We start from the raw sequence: 18,502 nt of genomic DNA on the forward strand, positions 1-18,502 counted from the left end.
GGAGCGGAGGGAAACCCGAAATTATGCGAGGGAGGGCAGCCTGGGCCGCCAGGCATGCGGGAGGCTAGCTTCGCGCCCGCCGCATATACTGCGCCAGGGCCGCGCTCGCCGTCAGCATATGCGCGCGCATCAGCTGCGCCGCCTCTTCCCCCGCGCCGCGCAACACCTGCTCCAGGATCGCGCCGTGCTCGGCGAAGGACCGCTGGATGCGGCGGTCCTCGTGGAACTGCGCGCGGCGATAGGGTGCCAGCCGGAGCCGGAGCGCCATGGCGTGCTCGGCCAGCACGCTGTTGTGCGTGCCCCGGTACAGCAGGGCGTGGAAGCCGCGGTTGTATTCGTCATAGGCATCGAGCGCCGTCTCGTCGGCCGTGAAGTCGGCATGCAGGGATTGCAGCGCGAAGCGTTCCGTGGCGGTCATGCGGAAGGTGGACAGGCGCGCGCACATGGCCTCCGTCTCGGCCATCAGCTCGAACATCTCGGCCAGCTGCTCCAGCGTCACGCTGGCGACACGGGCGCCGCGACGTGGCTCGATCACCACCAGGCCGGCGGAGGCCAGCTCCCGCAAGGCTTCCCGCGCGGGCGTGCGGGACGCGCCGAAGCGCTCGGCCAGGGCGCTTTCATCGATCACGCTGCCGGGTGCGATGCGGCCGGCGGTGATGTCGTCGGCCAGGTGCAGGCGGATGGTTTCGGCAAGCGTCGCGGGGGATCGGGTCATCGGGGCCCATGCTGCCCCGCCCCGGCGGCGGGCGAAAGGGGCCGGCTTGAAAGGCAGCCGGCCAGCGCGCATGGTCTCGCGCCCTTTGTGCATCCGGGAGAAGAAACGCCATGCTCGACACGCCAAACCCCGCGCCCGGCAGCCCCCTGCTCGATCCCGCAGCACTGGCGAAAGCGATCTCAGGGTATCATTTCATTGGTGGGCGGTACACGCCCGCCCGGTCCGGCAAGACCTTTGATGTCGTGAACCCCGCCACCGGCGCGGCGGTGGCCCAGGCCGCCGATGGCGACGCGGCGGATGTCGATGCCGCGGTGACCGAGGCGGCCCGCGCGCAGAAGGAATGGGCCAGGATGCCCGCCCGCAAGCGCGGCGCGCTCGTGTACCAGGCGGCCACCCTGATCCGCGAGCATGTGGAGGAGCTGGCCCGGCTGGTGGCGCTGGAGACCGGCAAGGCGCTGCGAACGGAAAGCCGCGTCGAGGCCAACAACGTGGCCGACATCTTCGAGTTCTTCGGCGGCCTGGGTGGTGAGCTGAAGGGCGAGACCGTGCCCTTCGGCCCCGACGTGCTGAACGTCACGGTGCGTGAGCCGCTGGGCGTGGTCGGCGCCATCATCCCCTGGAACATCCCGATGATGCTGATGGCGCTGAAGGCGGCGCCCGCCCTGGTCGCCGGCAACAGCATCGTCGTGAAGTCGGCCGAGGAAGCACCGCTGGCGGTGCTGCGCATCGTGGAATTGATGAACCGCGTGCTGCCGGCCGGCGTGTTCAACATCCTGTCCGGCCAGGGCCCGGAATGCGGTGCGCCGCTGGTGGCGCACAAGCTGGTGCGCAAGGTGACCTTCACCGGCTCGGTCGAGACCGGCCGCATCATCGCCCGGGTCGCCGCCGATAAGCTGATCCCGGCGACGCTGGAACTCGGTGGCAAGTCGCCCATGATCGTCTTCGCGGATTGTGACTTCGAGAAGACTGTGGCCGGCGCGCTGACCTCGATGCGCTTCACCCGCCAGGGGCAAAGCTGCACGGCGGCCAGCCGCATCTTCGTGGAGCGGCCGATCTTCGACAGGTTCGTGGCCGAGATGGCCAAGCGCGTGGACGCCATGGTGATGGGCGACCCGCTGGACGAGAAGACCGACATCGGCACCATCATCTCGCCCGAGCAGTTCAGCAAGGTGCAGGGCTTCATCGCCGAGGGCGAGAAGACCGCCGGCGCCACCGGCCGCGCCTGCTCCGCCATGCCCAGCGACCCGGCGCTGAAGAAGGGCCTGTTCATCCGCCCCTACATCTTCACCGGCCTGACCAAGGACAGCCGGCTGGTGCGCGAGGAGATCTTCGGCCCCGTCACCACCGTCTTTCCCTTCGACAGCGCCGACGAAGTGCTGGCCGAGGCGAACGACAGCGAGTTCGGCCTGGCCGCCACGGTCTGGACCAACGACCTGAAGATCGCGCTGGGCTTCGCGCACGGGCTGGAGGCCGGGCTGGTGCAGGTCAACCAGAACCTGGTGGTGCAGCCCAACCTGTCCTACGGCGGCGTCAAGAACTCCGGCCTGGGCAAGGAAGCCAGCCTGGAATCCATGCTGGAGCATTTCACCCACAAGAAGACGATCATGGTGAACATGGCCTGACGGCCGTCGGGCATGGTGAACATGGCGTAACCCGACACCACGCGCGCGGCGGATAGGAAATCCGCCGTGCGCGTGGCAGTTTGCGCTTCCATGCGCACGCTCCAGCTGTTCAAGAATCCCCGCTTCCTGGTCATGCTCGCCCTGGGCTTCTCGGCGGGCGCACCCTTGCCGCTGGTGCTCGGCATCCTGCGGCGCTGGATGACCGAATCCGGCATCTCGTTGACCGAGATCGGCATGACCGCGCTGATCGGCTTGCCCTACTCCCTGAAGTTCGTGTGGTCGCCGCTGCTGGACAACGCCCTGCCCCCGGCCTTCCGGTCCTGGGGCCGCAGGCGAGGCTGGCTGGCGGTCATCCAGCCGCTGCTGATGGTGGCCATCCTGCTGATGGGCGCCTCCGATCCCGCGCTGGCGCCGCTGGCCACCGTCGCTGCCGCCATTGCGGTCGCGTTTCTGTCCGCCAGCCAGGACATCGTCATCGATGCGTATCGCATCGAGATGCTGGAGGAACGCGAGCAGGGCCTCGGCCTCGCCTTCTATGTCTGGGGGTACCGGCTGGCTTTGCTGGCGGTGGGGGCCGGCGTCCTGTGGGTGTCGGAATACACCGGGTGGTTCTGGGCCTTCGCCTATGCCGCCGCGCTGATCCTGGTCGGCTTTCTGGCTGTGTGGCTGGGGCCGGACGTGCTGTCCCCCCGTCCCCGCATCGCGGTGGCCGGCTTCGCGGCCCGCATGCGGGCCGCGATCGTCGACCCTTTCGCCGACTTCACGCGCCGGCCTTACTGGCTCGCGATCCTGCTGTTCGTGGCGTTGTTCAAGCTGGGCGAGGCTTTGGCCGCCGTGATGGTCACGCCCTTCCAGGCACAGCTCGGCTTCACGCGCGGCGAGGTGGCGCAGGTCGGCAGCGTGTTCGGGCTGTTCGCCACGCTGCTGGGGGCGCTGGCGGGCGGCTGGCTGGTGCTGCGCATCGGCACCGCGCGGGCATTGATCCTGACGGGGCTGGGGCAGATGCTGTCCAACGTCATGTATATCTGGCTTGCCTATGCCGGCCACGACATGACGGTCTTCTATCTGCAGACCGGCGTGGAGAACTTCACCGATGGTTTGGCCGACGCCGCCTTCCTGACCTATCTCTCGGCGCTGACCAGTCGCGCCTTCACGGCGACCCAATATGCGCTGCTATCATCGCTGGCGGCGGTCGGCACCCGCACGGTCGGTGCGTTCAGCGGGTCGCTGGCGGAAAGCCTCGGCTGGCCGGCCTTCTATGCCGTCACCATGCTGGCGGCGTTGCCGGCCATGGCGATCATGCTGTTCCTGCTACGGCGATTGCCGCCGGAGCCGGAGGCGGCTCGGGCTTGAAGACAGAGTAGCAGTGTCACGCCGCGCGGCGGCGGAACAAGCCAAATCCTGCGAGAAAGCCCAGAACCGGAAACATGAACGGGACCGCCGCCCAAGCGAGCATTTCGTTCTGGATGCTCAAGGCCATCAGTAGCAGTGGCCATTGGGACAGAAGCACCGGCACCAATCCGAACGCGAGGTGGACTGGGTGCCATGGCCACCACTGGCATAGCCAGCGTCCCAGCAACCAACTCGCGGCAACGAGAACCAAAAGACCGAGGATCCCAACCATGCCGCGAATAGCTGCTGTCGTCGGCAGGTCACTGACGGCAAAGGCTATCATGATCACTGCGCCCGGCAGCATCACGGAGACCACGCACATGATGAGGGCGCGGCGACGTCCCGAAGAGGGTCGTGTGAGCTGATTGCGACCGGCCTCAGCAGTGATGGCTTGGCGATGCTCATATCCAGCACCGAGCATCATAGCGATGGAAGGCAAGCTGAGAGCGACAATGCTACCGAGCAGTATCGGCACGCCCTCATCGGTTTTCACCCAATGCCAGAACAGCGTGACACCAGACAGCAAAACGGCTGACCGGGTATCCGTTCCAGACCCCGCGCGGCGGGCAAGCCAACGGCCGCCCCGCCATGCAAGAATGTATCCGACCACGGCCATGATAAAGGTGGCGGCGGTTATGACTGCCTCATGCCCCGGCCAGATTTCCCTGACCACCAGGTTGGCGATGATGGGGAGAAGCGTGACGCCCCCGATGATTGGCAGCGCCAGCCCGAGGTGGAGCAGCCCGTAGATCCACCGGTTCAGAGCAGTCGACATGCAGGATCACCCTGGAAATGGCAAAGCTCAGGGTAACATGCTGCCTTCATGACCGTCACTAGGCGGTGGTCCATGACTGGGCCTGACTTGCCATCCTATCCCGCCGCCGCCACACCATCCCCGCAGAAGGCCGAAGGGCCCCAACGCTTCCGGAAGGACTCGATCGCCATGAACCTCGCCCGCTTTCCCCGCATTCGCCTTGGCCACCTGCCGACGCCGCTGGAGCCGATGGAAAATCTGTCGCGCCACCTCGCCGGCCCGAACGGCGGCCCCAACCTCTGGATCAAGCGGGACGACTGCACCGGCCTGTCCACCGGCGGCAACAAGACGCGCAAGCTGGAATACCTGATGGCCGACGCCCGCGCGCAGGGTGCCGACACGGTGATCACCCAGGGCGCCACCCAGTCCAACCATGCGCGGCAGACGGCGGCGGCGGCGGCCAAGCTTGGGTTTGAATGCCATATCCTGCTGGAAGACCGCACGGGATACGACGATGCCGCCTATACCCAGTCCGGCAACGTGCTCCTGGACAAGCTGCACGGTGCCACCGTGTCCCGCCGCCCCGGCGGGGCCGACATGGCGGCGGAGATGGAAACGCTGGCCGCCGAGCTGCGGGCCAAGGGCCGCAAGCCCTACGTGATTCCGGGCGGCGGCTCCAACGCCGTCGGCGCGCTGGGCTACGTGAACGCGGCGCTGGAGCTGGTGGCGCAGGCGGCCGAGATCGGGCTGCGGATCGACCACGTGGTGCATGCTACGGGCAGCGCGGGCACGCAGGCTGGCTTGGTCGCCGGGCTGGTGGCGCTGAATTCCGGCATTCCCGTGCTGGGCATCGGCGTGCGCGCACCGCGCGAGAAGCAGGAAGCCAATGTCTTCGCGCTGGCCGAAAAGGTGGTGGCGCATCTTGGCCTGCCCGGCATCGTCAAGCCGGAGCACGTGGTGGCGAACTGCGACTACGTGGGCCAGGGCTACGGCATCCCGACCGAAGGCATGGTCGCGGCCGTGAAGCTGCTGGCGGAGCAGGAAGGCATCCTTCTGGACCCGGTGTATTCCGGCAAGGGCATGGCCGGCATGGTGGACCTGATCGGCAAGGGCCACTTCAAGCCGGGCGAGAACGTGGTGTTCTTGCACACCGGCGGCGCGGTGGGCCTGTTCGGCTACCCCGAGGCCTTCGCCCTCCCGGCCGAGGCCGGCTGACCGGGGCGCGCGCCCTTACGGCCGCGCGCATTACCGGGCCCAGGCCAGATAGGCGGCGACGGTCAGCACGGACAGCACCGTGCTGGCCAGAATGGTGGCAGAGGTCGTGCCGGCATCCCGCCGGTAGTATTCCGCCAGCATGAACGGCCCCGTGCCGGTCGGCAGCGCCGCAGCCAGCACGGCGGCCTGCACCTGCAGGACCGGCAGTTGCAGCAGGGGCGCGGCCAGCAGCCACACCAGCACCGGCAGGGCCACCAGCTTCAGGCCGGTCAGCCACGCCACCGCGCCCCAGGCGGTGCGTCGCCCGCCCCGTGCCTGCGCCAGAAAGGCGCCGAGCGCCACCAGCGCGCAGGGCGAGGCCGCAGCACCCAGCAAAGCCAGAAAGCGATCCAGGCTGCCCGGCAGCGAAATCCCGGCCGCGGAAGCCATCGCGCCCAGGGCCGGCGCCACCAGCATGGGGTTGCGGACCAGCGCCAGCCCGACTCGCCGGGCGAGGCGCCACGGGCTTTGCCCCGCCTGCTGGCCGATCTCGATGCAAATGACGCCGAAGGCGAAGACGAAGCAGACGGTGAGGATGGTGGCCATCGTCATCAAAGGCAGGCTGGCGGGCCCTAGCGCCGCCGCGGCCAGCGGAAAGCCCATGTAGCCGGTGTTCGGATAGGCGGCGTTCAAGCCGTCCAGCCCCGCTTCGGCCAGAACGCCGCGCCGCATCGCGACGGTGACGCAGAACAGCAGCAGGGACCCCAGCCCGAAGGCCGCGACGAAGCCCGGCTGCCACAACGTGGCGAGCGAGGCCTTGGCCATGATGCTGAACAGCATCGCCGGCAGCGCCAGCCACACCACGAAGCGGTTCAGCTCTGACACCGCGTGCGGCCCCAGCACCCCGCGCCACCGCGCCAGCCCGCCCAGCAGGATCAGCCCGAAGACCGGTAGGACGACGCCCAGGGTTTCAAGCATGAAAGGTCGCGGGCAACGCCTAGATCTTGTCGCCCCGCATCAGCCGCGACTTGTCCCGCTGCCAGTCGCGTGCCGCGATGGCGTGGCGCTTGTCGGCCTTGGACTTGCCCTCGCCCACGCCCAGCACGACCTTGGCGATGCCACGGTCGTTGAACAGCAGCTCCATCGGCACCAGGGTGATGCCGTCCCGCGTGATGGAGCCGGACAGCGCCTCCACCTGCTTCTTGTGCAGCAGCAGCTTGCGGGGGCGGCGCGGCTCGAACTTCGCCACCACGCTGCCGGCCTGCCATTCGGGAATATAGCAGTTGAACAGCCACATCTCGCCGTCCCGCTCGCCGGCCCAGGCGTCGGTCAGCGCGGCGCGGCCGGACCGCAGCGACTTCACCTCCGGCCCCACCAGCACGAGACCGGCCTCGAACACCTCGCCGATCTTGTAGTCGAAGCGGGCCTTGCGATTCTGCGCGGCGGTGCCGTGCGAGATCAGCGCCGACTTCTTCTTGTCCTTGGCGGCCATCGGCTTCTCAGTTCAGCAGGCCGGCGGAGACCATGGCGGCCTTCACGCGGGCGCGGGTGGATTCCGACACCGGCGCCATGGGCAGCCGGCAGAAGGCGGTGGACTTGGCCAGGAGGCTGGCGGCGTACTTCACCGGCCCGGGCGAGGTTTCGCAGAACATCGCGTCGTGCACCGGCACCAGCCGGTCCTGGATGGCCATGGCTTCCGCGAGGTCGCCCTTGTCCCAGGCGGCATGCATCTCGGCGCAGAGCCGCGGCGCGATGTTGGCGGTGACGCTGATGCAGCCATGGCCACCGGCGGCCAGAAAGGCCAGCGCCGTGTGGTCCTCGCCCGACAACTGGCAGAAGTCCGGGCCAATGGCGGCGCGGGTGTGCAGCGGGCGGGTCAGGTTGGCCGTCGCGTCCTTGACGCCGACGATGTTGGGGTGCTTGGCCAGGCGCGCCATGGTTTCGACCGACATGTCCACGACGCTGCGGCCCGGGATGTTGTAGATGATGACCGGCAGGTCCACCGCATCGGCGATGGCCTTGAAATGCAGGAACATCCCTTCCTGGGTCGGCTTGTTGTAGTAGGGCGTGACGATCAGCGCGGCGTCCGCCCCCGCCTGCTTGGCATGGCGCGTCAGCTCGATGGCTTCTTCCGTGCTGTTGCTGCCGGTGCCGGCGATGACCGGCACCCGGCCGCCGGCGGCTTCCACGCACATCGCCACCACCCGGTGGTGCTCGGCATGCGACAGCGTCGGGCTTTCGCCGGTGGTGCCGACCGGGATCAGCCCCTGCGTGCCCTCGGCGATCTGCCAGGCGCAGAAGTCCTGAAAGGCTTTCGGGTCCAGCGACCCGTCCTCGGCCATCGGCGTGATCAGCGCGACGAGGGATCCCTTGAACATGTGACCTGGTTTTCCTTCCCGCAGGGCGGCGATGCGCTTGAAGGCGGGAAGCTAAGGGCGCCGCCCCGCCGCGACAAGCGTTACACCGACATTCGAGCTCAGCGTTGGCGGGACAAGCGCCGGCCGATGGTCTAGGCTTTGGCCCCCATGCGCCGCCCCGCCCTGCCCCGCCTCCGCCCCGCCCTGCTGGCCGCCCTGCTGCTCGGCGCGGCGTTTCCCGCCAGTGCCCAGCCCTGGGCCAGTGACAGCAGCCGCAGCGCCGGCCGGGCCGCGCTGGCCGCCGCTAATGCCGGCCGCTGGCCGGATGCGCAGGCGCTGTCCACCGGCGCTGACCCGCTGGCCGCCAAGCTGGTGCAATGGATGCGCATCCAGGTGCGCGGCATGTCCAGCGCGGCCGAGATCGCCGCCTTTCTGGCCGCCAACCCCGATTGGCCGATGCGCGCCACGCTGCTGGCCCGCGCCGAGGAGCTGCTGCCCCTGCTGCCCGACGACGCCATGGTGCTGCAGCTGTATCAGAACGACAGCCCGCGGGGCCTGTCCGGCGCGCAGGCCCTGGCGGAAGCCCGGCAGCGCCAGGGCCAGGACCCCACGCCGGTTCTGCGCGAAGCCTGGCGCGAAGCCAATTCCGACGCGCTGGAGGAATCCGTCTTCCTCAGCCGCAACGCCCCGGTCCTCCTGCCCGGCGACCATCGCGCGCGGTTCGAGCGGCTGGCCTGGACCCGGCAATTCGTGCCCGCCGCGCGCGTGGTGCCCCTGCTGCCGCCGGAAGCACGCGGCGCGGCCGAGCTGCGGCTGGCCCTCGCGGCGGAACAGCCGGATGCCGCGGTGACGGGGCGGCCCGACGACCTGGGCGTGGCCTATGAGTGGGCACGGCTGCTCCGCCGCCGCGACCGCGATGCCGAGGCCGCAGCCGTGTGGCGTGCCGCCGAGCCGCTGCAGTCCAAACTCTCGCCCGAGGCCGCCAAGGCGGTGTGGGCCGAACGGCAGGTGTTGTCGCGCAAGCTGCTGCGCCTGGGCGATGCCCCCGCCGCGCTGCGCCTTGCCGCCCAGCATGGGCAGGTGGACACGGCGGACCTGCATGATGCCGAGTTCCTGGCCGGCTTCATCGCGCTCCGCCGGCTGAACGACCCGGCGCTGGCCGCCGGGCACTTCGCGCGGGTGGGAGTGGACAGCACCTCCGTCATCACCCGCTCGCGCGGCCATTACTGGCGGGGCCGCGCCGCCGCCGCCCAGGGCCGCGCCGCCGAGGCCCGCGCGCATTTCGAGGAAGCGGCCGCCCTGCCCACCAGCTTCTACGGCCAGTTGGCGGCGCTGGCGCTTGGGGAAGCTTCGCCCCAGCTCGCCGCGCGCATCACCGGCGTGGTGCCCGCCACGCCCTCGGCCCAGGCGGCGAGCGCCTTTCTGGACCGGGAGTTGTCGCGCGTGGTGGTGACGCTGGCGGACCTGGGGGATACCGGCCGCGCCCGCACCTTTCTGCTGCGGATCGAGGATCTGGCGCCTGACCCCGGCACCCAGGTGCTGGCGGCACGGCTGGCCAACCGCATCGGCCGGCCGGACCATGCGGTATGGGTCGCGCGGCGCTCGGGCATCGATGGCGTGATGCTGTTGCCGGAAGGCTGGCCGGTCCCCTACCCGGTGTCCGGAACCGGGCTGGCGGAGCCGGCCTTCATCTACGCCATCAGCCGCCAGGAAAGTAACTTCGACCCCTCCGCCGTTTCGCCGGCCAATGCGCGCGGGCTGATGCAGCTTTTGCCCGGCACGGCGGCGCAGGTGGCGCGGCAGATCGGCATTCCCACCCAGGCCGGCTGGCTGACAACGCAGCCGGAGCACAACATGCAGCTCGGCGCGCAGTACCTGGCCGACCAGATCACCCGGTTCGGCAACCTGGCCCTGGCCGCGGCGGCCTACAACGCGGGTCCGCGCCGGGTGGAGGACTGGCTGTCCACCTATGGCGACCCGCGCATCGGCGTGGCCGCCGGCGGCGTGGACATGCTGGACTGGATCGAGCAGATCCCCTTCACCGAAACCCGAAGCTACGTGCAGCGGGTGGTGGAGAACGCGGTGGTGTACCGCGCGCTGGACCCCGCCACCGCCGGGTTGGACCACCCGCTGAAGCCCTGGCTGCCGGTGGGCAACGCCGCCAGCACCACGGCCACCCGTTGAGCGACCCGGCGCTGCCGGCGCGGGCCACGGTTCCGGCCGGGCTGCCGCGCTTCATCGCCAGCATGGGGGGCGTCGGGTTCTTGCGGCCGGCGCCGGGCACCTGGGGCTCGCTGCTGGTGTTGCCGCTGGCCTGGGCGGGGCCGGTGGCCTGTCTGGGGCTGGCGGTTCTGCTGTCGGCCGCCGGATGGTGGGCGCTTGGGCGCCTGCAGGAAGCCAAGGCCGACCCTGGCTGGGTGGTGGTGGACGAAGGCGCCGGGCAGCTCATCGCCCTGGCCGCCCTGCCCTGGGCAGGCGGCGCGGCGGGCGTGCTGCTGGCGTTTCTGCTGTTCCGTGCCTTTGACATCCTGAAGCCTGGCCCCGTGGGCTGGGCGGACCGGCGCAAGGGCGCCAGCGGCGTCATGCTGGACGACATCATCGCCGGCGCCCTGGCCGCCGGCTTGCTGCTGGTGGCCCGCTGGCTTGGAGTGACCTTGTAGATGCTGCCCCAAGAAACCCTGACCCAGGCCGCCGGCCTGCTGGACCTGCTGCAAGCGCGCGGCATCACCCTGGCCACTGCCGAATCCTGCACCGGCGGTCTGGTGGCGGCGGCGGTGACGGCCATTCCTGGCTCCTCCGCCACGTTGCTCGGCGGCTTTGTCACCTATTCCAACGCGGCGAAGGCGAAGTCGGTGGGCGTGGACCCGGCGGTGATCGGCCGCCTGGGCGCCGTCTCGGCCGAAGTCGCGGCGGCGATGGCCGAGGGGGCGGCACGCGAGTCGGGCGCCGCCATGGGCATTTCCACCACCGGCATCGCCGGCCCCGGGGGCGCCACGCCGGGCAAGCCGGTGGGGCTAGTGTTCATCGGAGTCGCCCTCGCCGGGCAGCCGGCCCGGACCGAGCGCCACGTGTTCCCCGGCGGCCGCGACGCGGTGCGGGCCGCCACCGTGGCCGCCGCCCTGCGCATGGCCGCCGCTGTTGCCGCTGGCGCCGAAGGCTGATCGACGCTAGAAGCGGCCCGCCATGATGACAGTCCTGCTGGTCCTGCACCTTCTCGTCACCCTCGCGCTGATCGGCGTCGTGCTCCTGCAGCGCAGCGAAGGCGGCGGTCTGGGCATCGGTTCCTCCCAGGGCATGGGTTCCTTCATGACCGGGCGCGGCACGGCCAACCTGCTGACGCGCTCCACCGGCATCCTCGCCACGCTGTTCATGGTGCTGGCGCTGGCCATGGCGCTGCTGGGCCGCGGTCAGGCGCAGCGTGGCTCCATCCTCGACCTGCCGCCCGGCCCGGCCATTCCGGCGCAGCCCACCAGCCAGCTGCCGCCGGTGACCACCAACCCGGCGCCCGCGGCCCCCGCCGCGCCGGCGCAGCCGGGCGTGCCGACCAACTGAGCCAGCCCCCACGGGTTGGCGCACCGGGCGCGGGAAGCGAGGCTTCCGGCGCCCTTTTTGTGTGAGCGGCGCGAGCCCCGCGCCGCAGGACAGATCAGAGATGCCGTTGAGGCGGGTTCCCCGAACCCCCGCGGCGCGCTAGGAAGGTGGCCCATGACGCGGTTCGTTTTCATCACCGGCGGCGTGGTTTCCTCCCTCGGCAAGGGCATCGCGGCGGCCAGCCTGGCTGCGCTGCTGCAGGCCCGGGGCCACAAGGTCCGCCTGCGCAAGCTCGACCCCTATCTCAACGTCGATCCGGGCACGATGTCCCCGTATCAGCACGGCGAGGTCTTCGTCACCGACGACGGTGCCGAGGCCGACCTCGACCTCGGCCACTACGAGCGCTTCACCGGCGTGCATGCGACCAAGGGGGACAGCTTCACCTCCGGCCGCATCTACGCCGACGTGATCGCCAAGGAGCGCCGGGGCGACTACCTGGGCGGCACCGTGCAGGTGATCCCGCACATCACCGACGCCATCAAGGCCGCTGCCACCGCCGATACGGACGGACTGGACTTCGTGCTGGTGGAAGTGGGCGGCACGGTGGGCGACATCGAGTCCCTGCCCTTCCTGGAAGCGCTGCGCCAGCTGCACAACGAGCTGGGCCCGCAGCGCAGCCTGTTCATGCACCTGACCCTGGTGCCCTACATCCCTTCCGCCGGCGAGCTGAAGACCAAGCCGACGCAGCATTCCGTGAAGGAACTGCTGGGCCTCGGCATCCAGCCGCAGATCCTGTTGTGCCGCTGCGACCGGCCGATCCCGGAGAACGAGCGCCGCAAGATCGCGCTGTTCTGCAACGTTCGGCCGGAAAGCGTGATTCCGGCGCTGGACGCCTCCTCCATCTACGCCGTGCCGCTGCAGTACCATGCGGAGGGTCTGGACCGTGAGGTGCTGCGCCATTTCGGGCTGTCGGTCTATGGCGACCCGGACCTGTCGCGTTGGAAGCACATCGTCAACCGGCTGACCAACCCGGAAGGCGAGGTCAACATCGCGGTCGTCGGCAAGTACATATCGCTGCTCGACGCCTACAAGTCGCTGGCCGAGGCGCTGATCCACGGCGGCATCAAGCACGGCGTCAAGGTCAACCTGCAATGGGTGGACAGCCAGGTGTTCGAGACGCCCAACGCCGTGGAGCGGTTGGAAGGCGTGCACGGCATCCTGGTGCCGGGCGGCTTCGGCGAGCGCGGCGCGGAAGGCAAGATCGCCGCCGTTCGGTTCGCCCGCGAAAAGAAGGTGCCGTTCCTCGGCATCTGCTTCGGCATGCAGATGGCGGTGATCGAGGCGGCGCGGAACCTCGTGGGGCTGGAGCATGCCTCCTCCACCGAGTTCGGCCCGACCGACGAGCCGCTAGTGGGCCTGCTCACCGAGTGGCTGCGTGGCAATGACCGCGAAAAGCGCAGCAAAGAAGGCGACCTGGGCGGCACCATGCGCCTTGGCTCCTACCCCGCCGCGTTGGCCGAGGGCTCCCTGGTGCGGGACGTTTATGGCGCCGCCGAGATCACCGAGCGCCACCGCCACCGCTACGAGGTGAACATCGGCTACCGCGACCGGCTGGAGCAGGCGGGGCTGCGCTTTTCCGGCCTTTCGCCGGACGGGCTGCTGCCGGAAATCGTGGAATACCCGGATCACCCGTGGTTCATCGGCGTGCAGTACCACCCGGAGCTGAAGTCCAAGCCCTTCGACCCGCATCCGCTGTTCGCGGGCTTCGTGGGTGCCGCGGTGAAGCAGGCCCGGCTGGTCTGACGCTCGGGCCGGGCCGGCAGGCCCGGCTCCCCCTTGCTCTTCCCGGGCCAACATCCTATCGGCAGCACCATTCTGTTGAGGGAAGCCCGGAATGACCGCCATTGCCGACATCATCGCGCGCGAAGTACTGGATTCGCGCGGCAACCCGACCGTCGAGGTCGATGTCGTGCTGGAATCCGGCGCCATGGGCCGGGCGATCGTGCCGTCCGGCGCCTCCACCGGCGCGCATGAGGCGGTCGAGCTGCGGGACGGCGACAAGGCCCGCTTCCATGGCAAGGGCGTGCAGAAGGCCTGCGCCAATGTCGAGGGCGAGATCTTCGACGCGCTGTCCGGCATGGACGCCACCGAGCAGGTGAAGATCGACGAGGCGATGATCGCCCTCGACGGCACCCCCAACAAGTCGCGGCTCGGCGCCAACGCCATCCTCGCCGTGTCGCTGGCCACCGCCAAGGCGGCGGCGACCTATTACGAGACCCCGCTGTACCGCTATGTCGGCGGCGTCTTCGCCCGCACCCTGCCGGTGCCGATGATGAACATCATCAACGGCGGCCAGCACGCCGACAACCCAATCGACATTCAGGAATTCATGGTGATGCCGGTGGCCGCCGGCACGGTGGCCGACGCCGTCCGCATCGGCTCCGAGATCTTCGCCAGCCTGAAGAAGGCGCTGCACGACGCCGGCCACAACACCAACGTGGGGGACGAGGGCGGCTTCGCCCCCGACCTGAAGTCGGCCGAGGAAGCGTTGAACTTCATCTCCAAGGCCTGCGAGGCCGCCGGCCACCGCGTGGGCGAGGACGTGATGTTCGCGCTCGACTGCGCTTCCACCGAGTTCTTCAAGGGCGGCGTCTACGACATGGAGGGCGAGGGCAAGAAGCTCGACGCCGGCGGCATGGTCGATTACCTGGCCGGCCTGTGCGACCGCTTCCCGATCATTTCCATCGAGGACGGCTGCGCCGAGGACGACTGGGAAGGCTGGAAGCTGCTGACCGACCGCCTGGGCGGCAAGGTGCAGCTGGTGGGCGACGACCTGTTCGTCACCAACCCGGAGCGGCTGCGCCAGGGCATCGAGAAGAAGACCGCCAACTCCATCCTGGTGAAGGTCAACCAGATCGGCACGCTGACCGAGACGCTGGAAGCGGTCGAGATGGCGCATCGCGCCGGCTACACGGCCGTGATGTCGCACCGCTCGGGCGAAAGCGAGGACAACACCATCGCCGACCTCGCCGTCGCCACCAACTGCGGGCAGATCAAGACCGGCTCGCTGTCCCGCTCCGACCGGCTGGCCAAGTACAACCAGCTGATCCGCATCGAGCAGAACCTCGGCCCGGCCGCGCGCTACGCCGGACGCACCATTCTGCGTCGCTGAGGCCACAGCCGGGCATCGTTTCGACGGTGCCCGGCAATCCTGCCTTGCGGAGAATGCAATCCTGACCTTTAGCTGCGAGCGTTAACGGCCCATTCAGATTCGTGGCCGGGAAGGATGGCGATGCGGGCGATCAAGCGGGCGTTCGGTGTGCTTTTCGTGCCGGTGGTCTTTGCCGGGCTGTGCTGGCACTTCGCCTGGTACGCGGTGCATGGCCCCCGCGTCGGCTCCCTAGCCCGGGAAGCGAAGGCGGCCGAGATCGTCGTCGCCCGCGCCGACCTGGTGAAGGCCGAAGCCGAGCGCGACAGCATGGAGCGCCGCGTCGCCGGCCTGCGCGGCGACCAGATCGACCGCGACCAGCTCGATGAGCGCGCCCGCGCCCTGCTGAACATGGTGGGCAAGGACGAGGTGGTTTCCCCCTACGGCCCGGGCCGTCAGCTTTTCTGAACCGCGAGGTCCAGCAGCGCCCGCGCGGCTCCGCTGGCATAACGCTCCCGGTGCCGCAGGGCTTTGAAGCTGCGGGGTGGCAGGCGCACCCCTGCCCTGGCCAGCAGGCCGGCGGCCAGATGCGGCGCGGCCGCCCGTTCTGACACCACCGCGGCACCGCCGCCGCCTTCCACCGCCGCCAGCACCGCCTCGTTGGACGGCAGTTCCAGCGCGACCTCCAGCGCTGCCGGGTCGATACCTAGGCTGGGCAGCAGGTCTTCCAGCGCGGCGCGGGTGCCGGAACCTGGCTCGCGCATGATCCAGGCACTGTCGCCGAAGCGGGATGGCGGCAGCGGCGCACCATCCGCCCAGGGGTGGTCCAGACCGACCACGATGATGAGCTGGTCGGTGGCCAGAATGGTCTGCCGCAGCGCCGGCTCCTCCACCTCGCCTTCCACGAAGCCCAGCTCGGCCGCCCCGTCCAGCAATGCTTGGACCACGGTCGCGGTGTTGCCGGCGGTGACGCGGACGCTGACCCCGGGGTGGCTGGCCCGGAAGCGCACCAGCAGCGGAGGCAACCAGTAGCTCGCCACCGTCTGGCTGGCCTGCACCGCCAAGGTGCCGCGCCGCGCGCCGCCGAGCTCGGCCAGGACCAGCTCGGCCGCCTGTGCGCGGGCGAGCACCGCTTCGGCCTCGGCCCGGAAGATTCGCCCCGCCTCTGTCAGTTCGATGCGGCGGCCGACGCGGTGGAACAACGCGATGCCGTGCCGGGCTTCCAGGGCACGGATCGCCGCGCTGACGGCCGATTGCGTCAGATGCAGCGCGGCGGCGGCGCGGGTGACGTGCTCGCGCTCCGCCACGGCAGCGAAGATGCGAAGTTGTTCCAGGGTCATAGCCCGATCATTCACTTTTATCGAACAGAACCACAAGAACAACGCGTTTGATGAATGGTTTGCCTCGTTTCAAAACGGGGGCAAAACCATGACAGGCTCCCTCATGTCGCTTTCCCTCGCCAAGGGCACCGCGTTCCTGCCCGAGCGGCTGCGCGTTCTGGCGCCGGGTCTCCTGCTGTGCATCGCCGTGGTGGCGGTGGCCGAGGTGCTGCAAGCCGCCGAGGTCGTGCTGTTTGGCCGTGCCTGGCTGGAAAGCCTGGTGCTGGCCATCCTGATCGGCACGCTGGTCCGCACGTTGTGGGTGCCGCCCAAGTCCTGCGCCCCCGGCATCGCATTCAGTGCCAAGATGCTGTTGGAAATCGCGGTGATGCTGCTGGGCGCCTCGCTCAGCCTGCGGGCCATTCTGGCGGCGGGTCCGATGCTGCTGGTCGGCATCGCGGTGGTGGTCGCGCTCAGCCTGGGCTTCAGCTACGGCATCGGCCGGCTGTTTGGCCTGCCGCGGAAGATGGCCGTGCTGGTGGCCTGCGGCAATTCCATCTGCGGCAACTCGGCCATTGCCGCCGCGGCGCCGGTGATCGGCGCCAATGCCAAGGACGTGGCCGCGGCCATCGCCTTCACGGCGGTTCTCGGCGTGCTGGTGGTCCTCGGCCTGCCGCTGCTGGCGCCGGCCCTGGGGCTGAACGACCTGCAATACGGCATCCTGGCCGGGTTGACCGTTTATGCCGTGCCGCAGGTTCTGGCGGCCACCGCCCCGGTGGCAGCCCTCAGCGTGCAGATGGGCACGCTGGTCAAGCTGGTCCGGGTGCTGATGCTCGGCCCGGTGGTGGTCGGCCTGTCGCTGGTGGCCGGGCGCGCGGGGGGGCAGAAGCCGCCGTTGTCGCGTCTGGTGCCCTGGTTCATCCTGGGCTTCCTGGCGCTGGCGGCGCTGCGGGCGGCGGGGGCCATTCCGGAAGCGGCGCTGGGGCCGATCTCAACAGTGGCCGGAATTCTGACCGTACTGTCCATGGCGGCGCTGGGGCTTGGCGTCGATGTGCGGGTGGTGGCCCGCGCGGGCGCGCGGGTCAGCGCGACGGTGGTGCTGTCGCTGCTGGCGCTCGGCGCGGCGAGCATCGGGCTGATTCATTTGCTGCCGTTGTAGTATCGCAACCGGATCGCGATTGCCGGGTTACGCTTTGCGCCCAAATCCTGCGTTGAGCGAAACCCCGGCTGTTGGGCGGGCGTTCAGGACTCATGTCACTGTCCTGCCTGCCCGCCCCGGGCCGCTCTTCAGTCCTGTTCCTTCACCAGGGCCCGCTTGGCCACTTCCGCGAGAAAGCCACTGGCTGCGGGAAGCACGGCATCGTTGAAGTCGTAGTTGGGGTGGTGCAGCTCCCGGCCACCGTCGGACGGGCCATTGCCGATCCAGACAAAGGCACCGGGAACATGGTGCAGGAAGTGCGAGAAGTCTTCGCCGGTCATGGCCGGCGGCAGGTCGCGCCGCACCGCCGTCACGATGCCCGCCGCTTCCGCCGCCATGTCGGCTTCCGCCTTGTGATTGGCCGTCACCGGCACGCCGGACTGGATGCTTGCCGCCGCCTGGAGGCCAAAGGTCGCCGAGATGCCGGCGGCCACGCGGTCCAGCCCTTCGCGGATCTGCTGCCCGACCTCGTCGCGGATGTAGCGCATGCTGCCCTTGATCTGGACGCGGGCCGCGATCTGGTTCTGCGCCTCGCCGCCATGGATCGTGGTCAGGCTGACTACGCCGGTATCCATCGGGTCGAGGGCCCGGGCCACGATCGACTGGCAGGCGACGATGGCGTGGCCGGCCGCGACGATCGGGTCGCGCGCCAGGTGCGGCAAGGCGGCGTGGCCGGCATGGCCCTCGATGTCGATCTGGAACCGGTTGCCGGCGGCCATCACGGCGGCGTCGTGCACCGCCACCGTGCCGGCGGCAAGGCCGGGCCAGTTGTGCCAGCCGAAGATGCGGTCCATCGGAAAGCGCTGGAACAGCCCGTCGGCGATCATCGCCTGGGCACCGCCGCCGCCCTCCTCCGCCGGCTGGAACACCAGCTGCACGGTGCCGGTCCAGCTGTCGTCCCGCATCAGCAGGGCCGCGGCGCCGAGCAAGGCGGTGGTGTGGCCATCGTGGCCGCAGGCGTGCATCACGTTGGGCACGGTGCTGCGCCAGGGCAGCGCCTCGGCCGTCGCGTTTTCCTCGATGGGCAGGGCGTCCATGTCGCCGCGCAAGCCGACGCTGCGGTTGCTGCCGGGCCGGTGCAGCGTGGCGACCACCCCGTGCCCACCGACGTTCTTGGCGATGTCGGTGACGCCCAGTTCCCGCAGCTTTTCCGCCACGAAGGCGGCGGTGATGCCCTCGTTCAGGGTCAATCCGGGGTTGGCGTGGAGATGCCGGCGCCAGCCCGTCAATGTTTCGGCAAGATTGGGGTCCATGTGCTAGGGCATAGCGGGT

18 protein-coding genes are annotated in these 18,502 nt (G+C 69.6%); 11 read left to right on the forward strand and 7 right to left on the reverse strand.

Annotation, left to right across the window (positions count from 1 at the left end; translation table 11 throughout):
* Positions 1–64 precede the first annotated feature (64 nt).
* Complete coding sequence (locus tag IAI59_RS13140; RefSeq protein WP_207418185.1) at positions 65–715, reverse strand: GntR family transcriptional regulator; 651 nt, start codon at positions 713–715, stop codon at positions 65–67.
* Between the two features lie 110 nt (positions 716–825).
* Between IAI59_RS13140 and IAI59_RS13145 the strand changes: the two genes are divergently transcribed.
* Positions 826–2,337 carry an aldehyde dehydrogenase family protein gene (locus tag IAI59_RS13145; RefSeq protein WP_207418184.1) on the forward strand — a complete coding sequence of 504 codons (1,512 nt, stop codon included), beginning with the start codon at positions 826–828 and terminating at the stop codon, positions 2,335–2,337.
* A gap of 90 nt (positions 2,338–2,427) precedes the next feature.
* Positions 2,428–3,690, forward strand: coding sequence for an AmpG family muropeptide MFS transporter (locus tag IAI59_RS13150; RefSeq protein WP_207418183.1), 1,263 nt, complete (start codon positions 2,428–2,430; stop codon positions 3,688–3,690).
* A 16-nt stretch (positions 3,691–3,706) separates the two neighbouring features.
* On the opposite strand, the gene IAI59_RS13155 is transcribed toward IAI59_RS13150, so the two are convergent.
* A complete protein-coding gene (locus tag IAI59_RS13155; protein WP_207418182.1) occupies positions 3,707–4,504 on the reverse strand; it encodes a hypothetical protein in 798 nt (265 codons plus the stop codon).
* A gap of 168 nt (positions 4,505–4,672) precedes the next feature.
* Between IAI59_RS13155 and cuyA the strand changes: the two genes are divergently transcribed.
* The gene (gene cuyA, locus IAI59_RS13160; RefSeq protein ID WP_207418181.1) at positions 4,673–5,698 is read left to right on the forward strand and encodes a D-cysteate sulfo-lyase; all 1,026 of its coding nucleotides are present in this window, start codon (positions 4,673–4,675) and stop codon (positions 5,696–5,698) included.
* A gap of 30 nt (positions 5,699–5,728) precedes the next feature.
* Here the strand turns inward: cuyA and IAI59_RS13165 are convergent, their stop codons facing one another.
* Genes IAI59_RS13165 through dapA form a run of 3 tightly spaced genes read right to left on the reverse strand, consistent with a single transcriptional unit; the run spans position 5,729 to position 8,055 of the window.
* Complete coding sequence (locus IAI59_RS13165) at positions 5,729–6,655, reverse strand: AEC family transporter (RefSeq protein WP_207418179.1); 927 nt, start codon at positions 6,653–6,655, stop codon at positions 5,729–5,731.
* A 19-nt stretch (positions 6,656–6,674) separates the two neighbouring features.
* Positions 6,675–7,169 (reverse strand): SsrA-binding protein SmpB, encoded by a 495-nt coding sequence (gene smpB / locus IAI59_RS13170; protein WP_207418178.1) that lies wholly within the window; start codon positions 7,167–7,169, stop codon positions 6,675–6,677.
* A gap of 7 nt (positions 7,170–7,176) precedes the next feature.
* Positions 7,177–8,055: a 4-hydroxy-tetrahydrodipicolinate synthase gene (dapA, locus tag IAI59_RS13175; protein WP_207418176.1), complete on the reverse strand. Its 879-nt coding sequence runs from the start codon at positions 8,053–8,055 to the stop codon at positions 7,177–7,179.
* Positions 8,056–8,202: 147 nt separating this feature from the next.
* Here dapA and IAI59_RS13180 point away from each other — a divergent pair, with 147 nt between their 5' ends.
* The 7 genes from IAI59_RS13180 (at position 8,203) to IAI59_RS13210 (ending at position 15,181) form a co-directional block, all read left to right on the forward strand.
* Positions 8,203–10,218 (forward strand): lytic transglycosylase domain-containing protein, encoded by a 2,016-nt coding sequence (locus IAI59_RS13180; RefSeq protein WP_207418174.1) that lies wholly within the window; start codon positions 8,203–8,205, stop codon positions 10,216–10,218.
* Positions 10,215–10,694, forward strand: coding sequence for a phosphatidylglycerophosphatase A family protein (locus IAI59_RS13185; protein WP_272874655.1), 480 nt, complete (start codon positions 10,215–10,217; stop codon positions 10,692–10,694). The genes IAI59_RS13180 and IAI59_RS13185 overlap by 4 nt, the downstream gene beginning before the upstream one ends.
* Positions 10,695–11,195: a CinA family protein gene (locus IAI59_RS13190; RefSeq protein WP_207418172.1), complete on the forward strand. Its 501-nt coding sequence runs from the start codon at positions 10,695–10,697 to the stop codon at positions 11,193–11,195.
* A gap of 22 nt (positions 11,196–11,217) precedes the next feature.
* A complete protein-coding gene (gene secG, locus IAI59_RS13195) occupies positions 11,218–11,586 on the forward strand; it encodes a preprotein translocase subunit SecG (RefSeq protein ID WP_207418169.1) in 369 nt (122 codons plus the stop codon).
* A 153-nt stretch (positions 11,587–11,739) separates the two neighbouring features.
* On the forward strand, positions 11,740–13,368 hold the full coding sequence (locus tag IAI59_RS13200; RefSeq protein ID WP_207418167.1) for a CTP synthase: 1,629 nt from the start codon (positions 11,740–11,742) through the stop codon (positions 13,366–13,368).
* Between the two features lie 91 nt (positions 13,369–13,459).
* Entirely contained in the window at positions 13,460–14,737 is a 1,278-nt protein-coding gene (gene eno, locus IAI59_RS13205) for a phosphopyruvate hydratase (RefSeq protein WP_207418165.1), read from the forward strand.
* 120 nt (positions 14,738–14,857) lie between these two features.
* Complete coding sequence (locus tag IAI59_RS13210) at positions 14,858–15,181, forward strand: FtsB family cell division protein (RefSeq protein WP_207418163.1); 324 nt, start codon at positions 14,858–14,860, stop codon at positions 15,179–15,181.
* Here IAI59_RS13210 and IAI59_RS13215 read toward each other — a convergent pair.
* Entirely contained in the window at positions 15,169–16,053 is an 885-nt protein-coding gene (locus IAI59_RS13215; protein WP_207418161.1) for a LysR substrate-binding domain-containing protein, read from the reverse strand. The two genes, IAI59_RS13210 and IAI59_RS13215, sit on opposite strands and share 13 nt — an antisense overlap.
* Before the next feature lie 103 nt (positions 16,054–16,156).
* Between IAI59_RS13215 and IAI59_RS13220 the strand changes: the two genes are divergently transcribed.
* Complete coding sequence (locus IAI59_RS13220; protein ID WP_237181126.1) at positions 16,157–17,191, forward strand: YeiH family protein; 1,035 nt, start codon at positions 16,157–16,159, stop codon at positions 17,189–17,191.
* A 128-nt stretch (positions 17,192–17,319) separates the two neighbouring features.
* Here the strand turns inward: IAI59_RS13220 and IAI59_RS13225 are convergent, their stop codons facing one another.
* On the reverse strand, positions 17,320–18,483 hold the full coding sequence (locus IAI59_RS13225) for an amidohydrolase (RefSeq protein ID WP_207418157.1): 1,164 nt from the start codon (positions 18,481–18,483) through the stop codon (positions 17,320–17,322).
* Between the last annotated feature and the right edge of the window lie 19 nt (positions 18,484–18,502).

The sequence above is a fragment of the Roseomonas haemaphysalidis genome (assembly GCF_017355405.1).
GTDB lineage: Bacteria > Pseudomonadota > Alphaproteobacteria > Acetobacterales > Acetobacteraceae > Pseudoroseomonas > Pseudoroseomonas haemaphysalidis.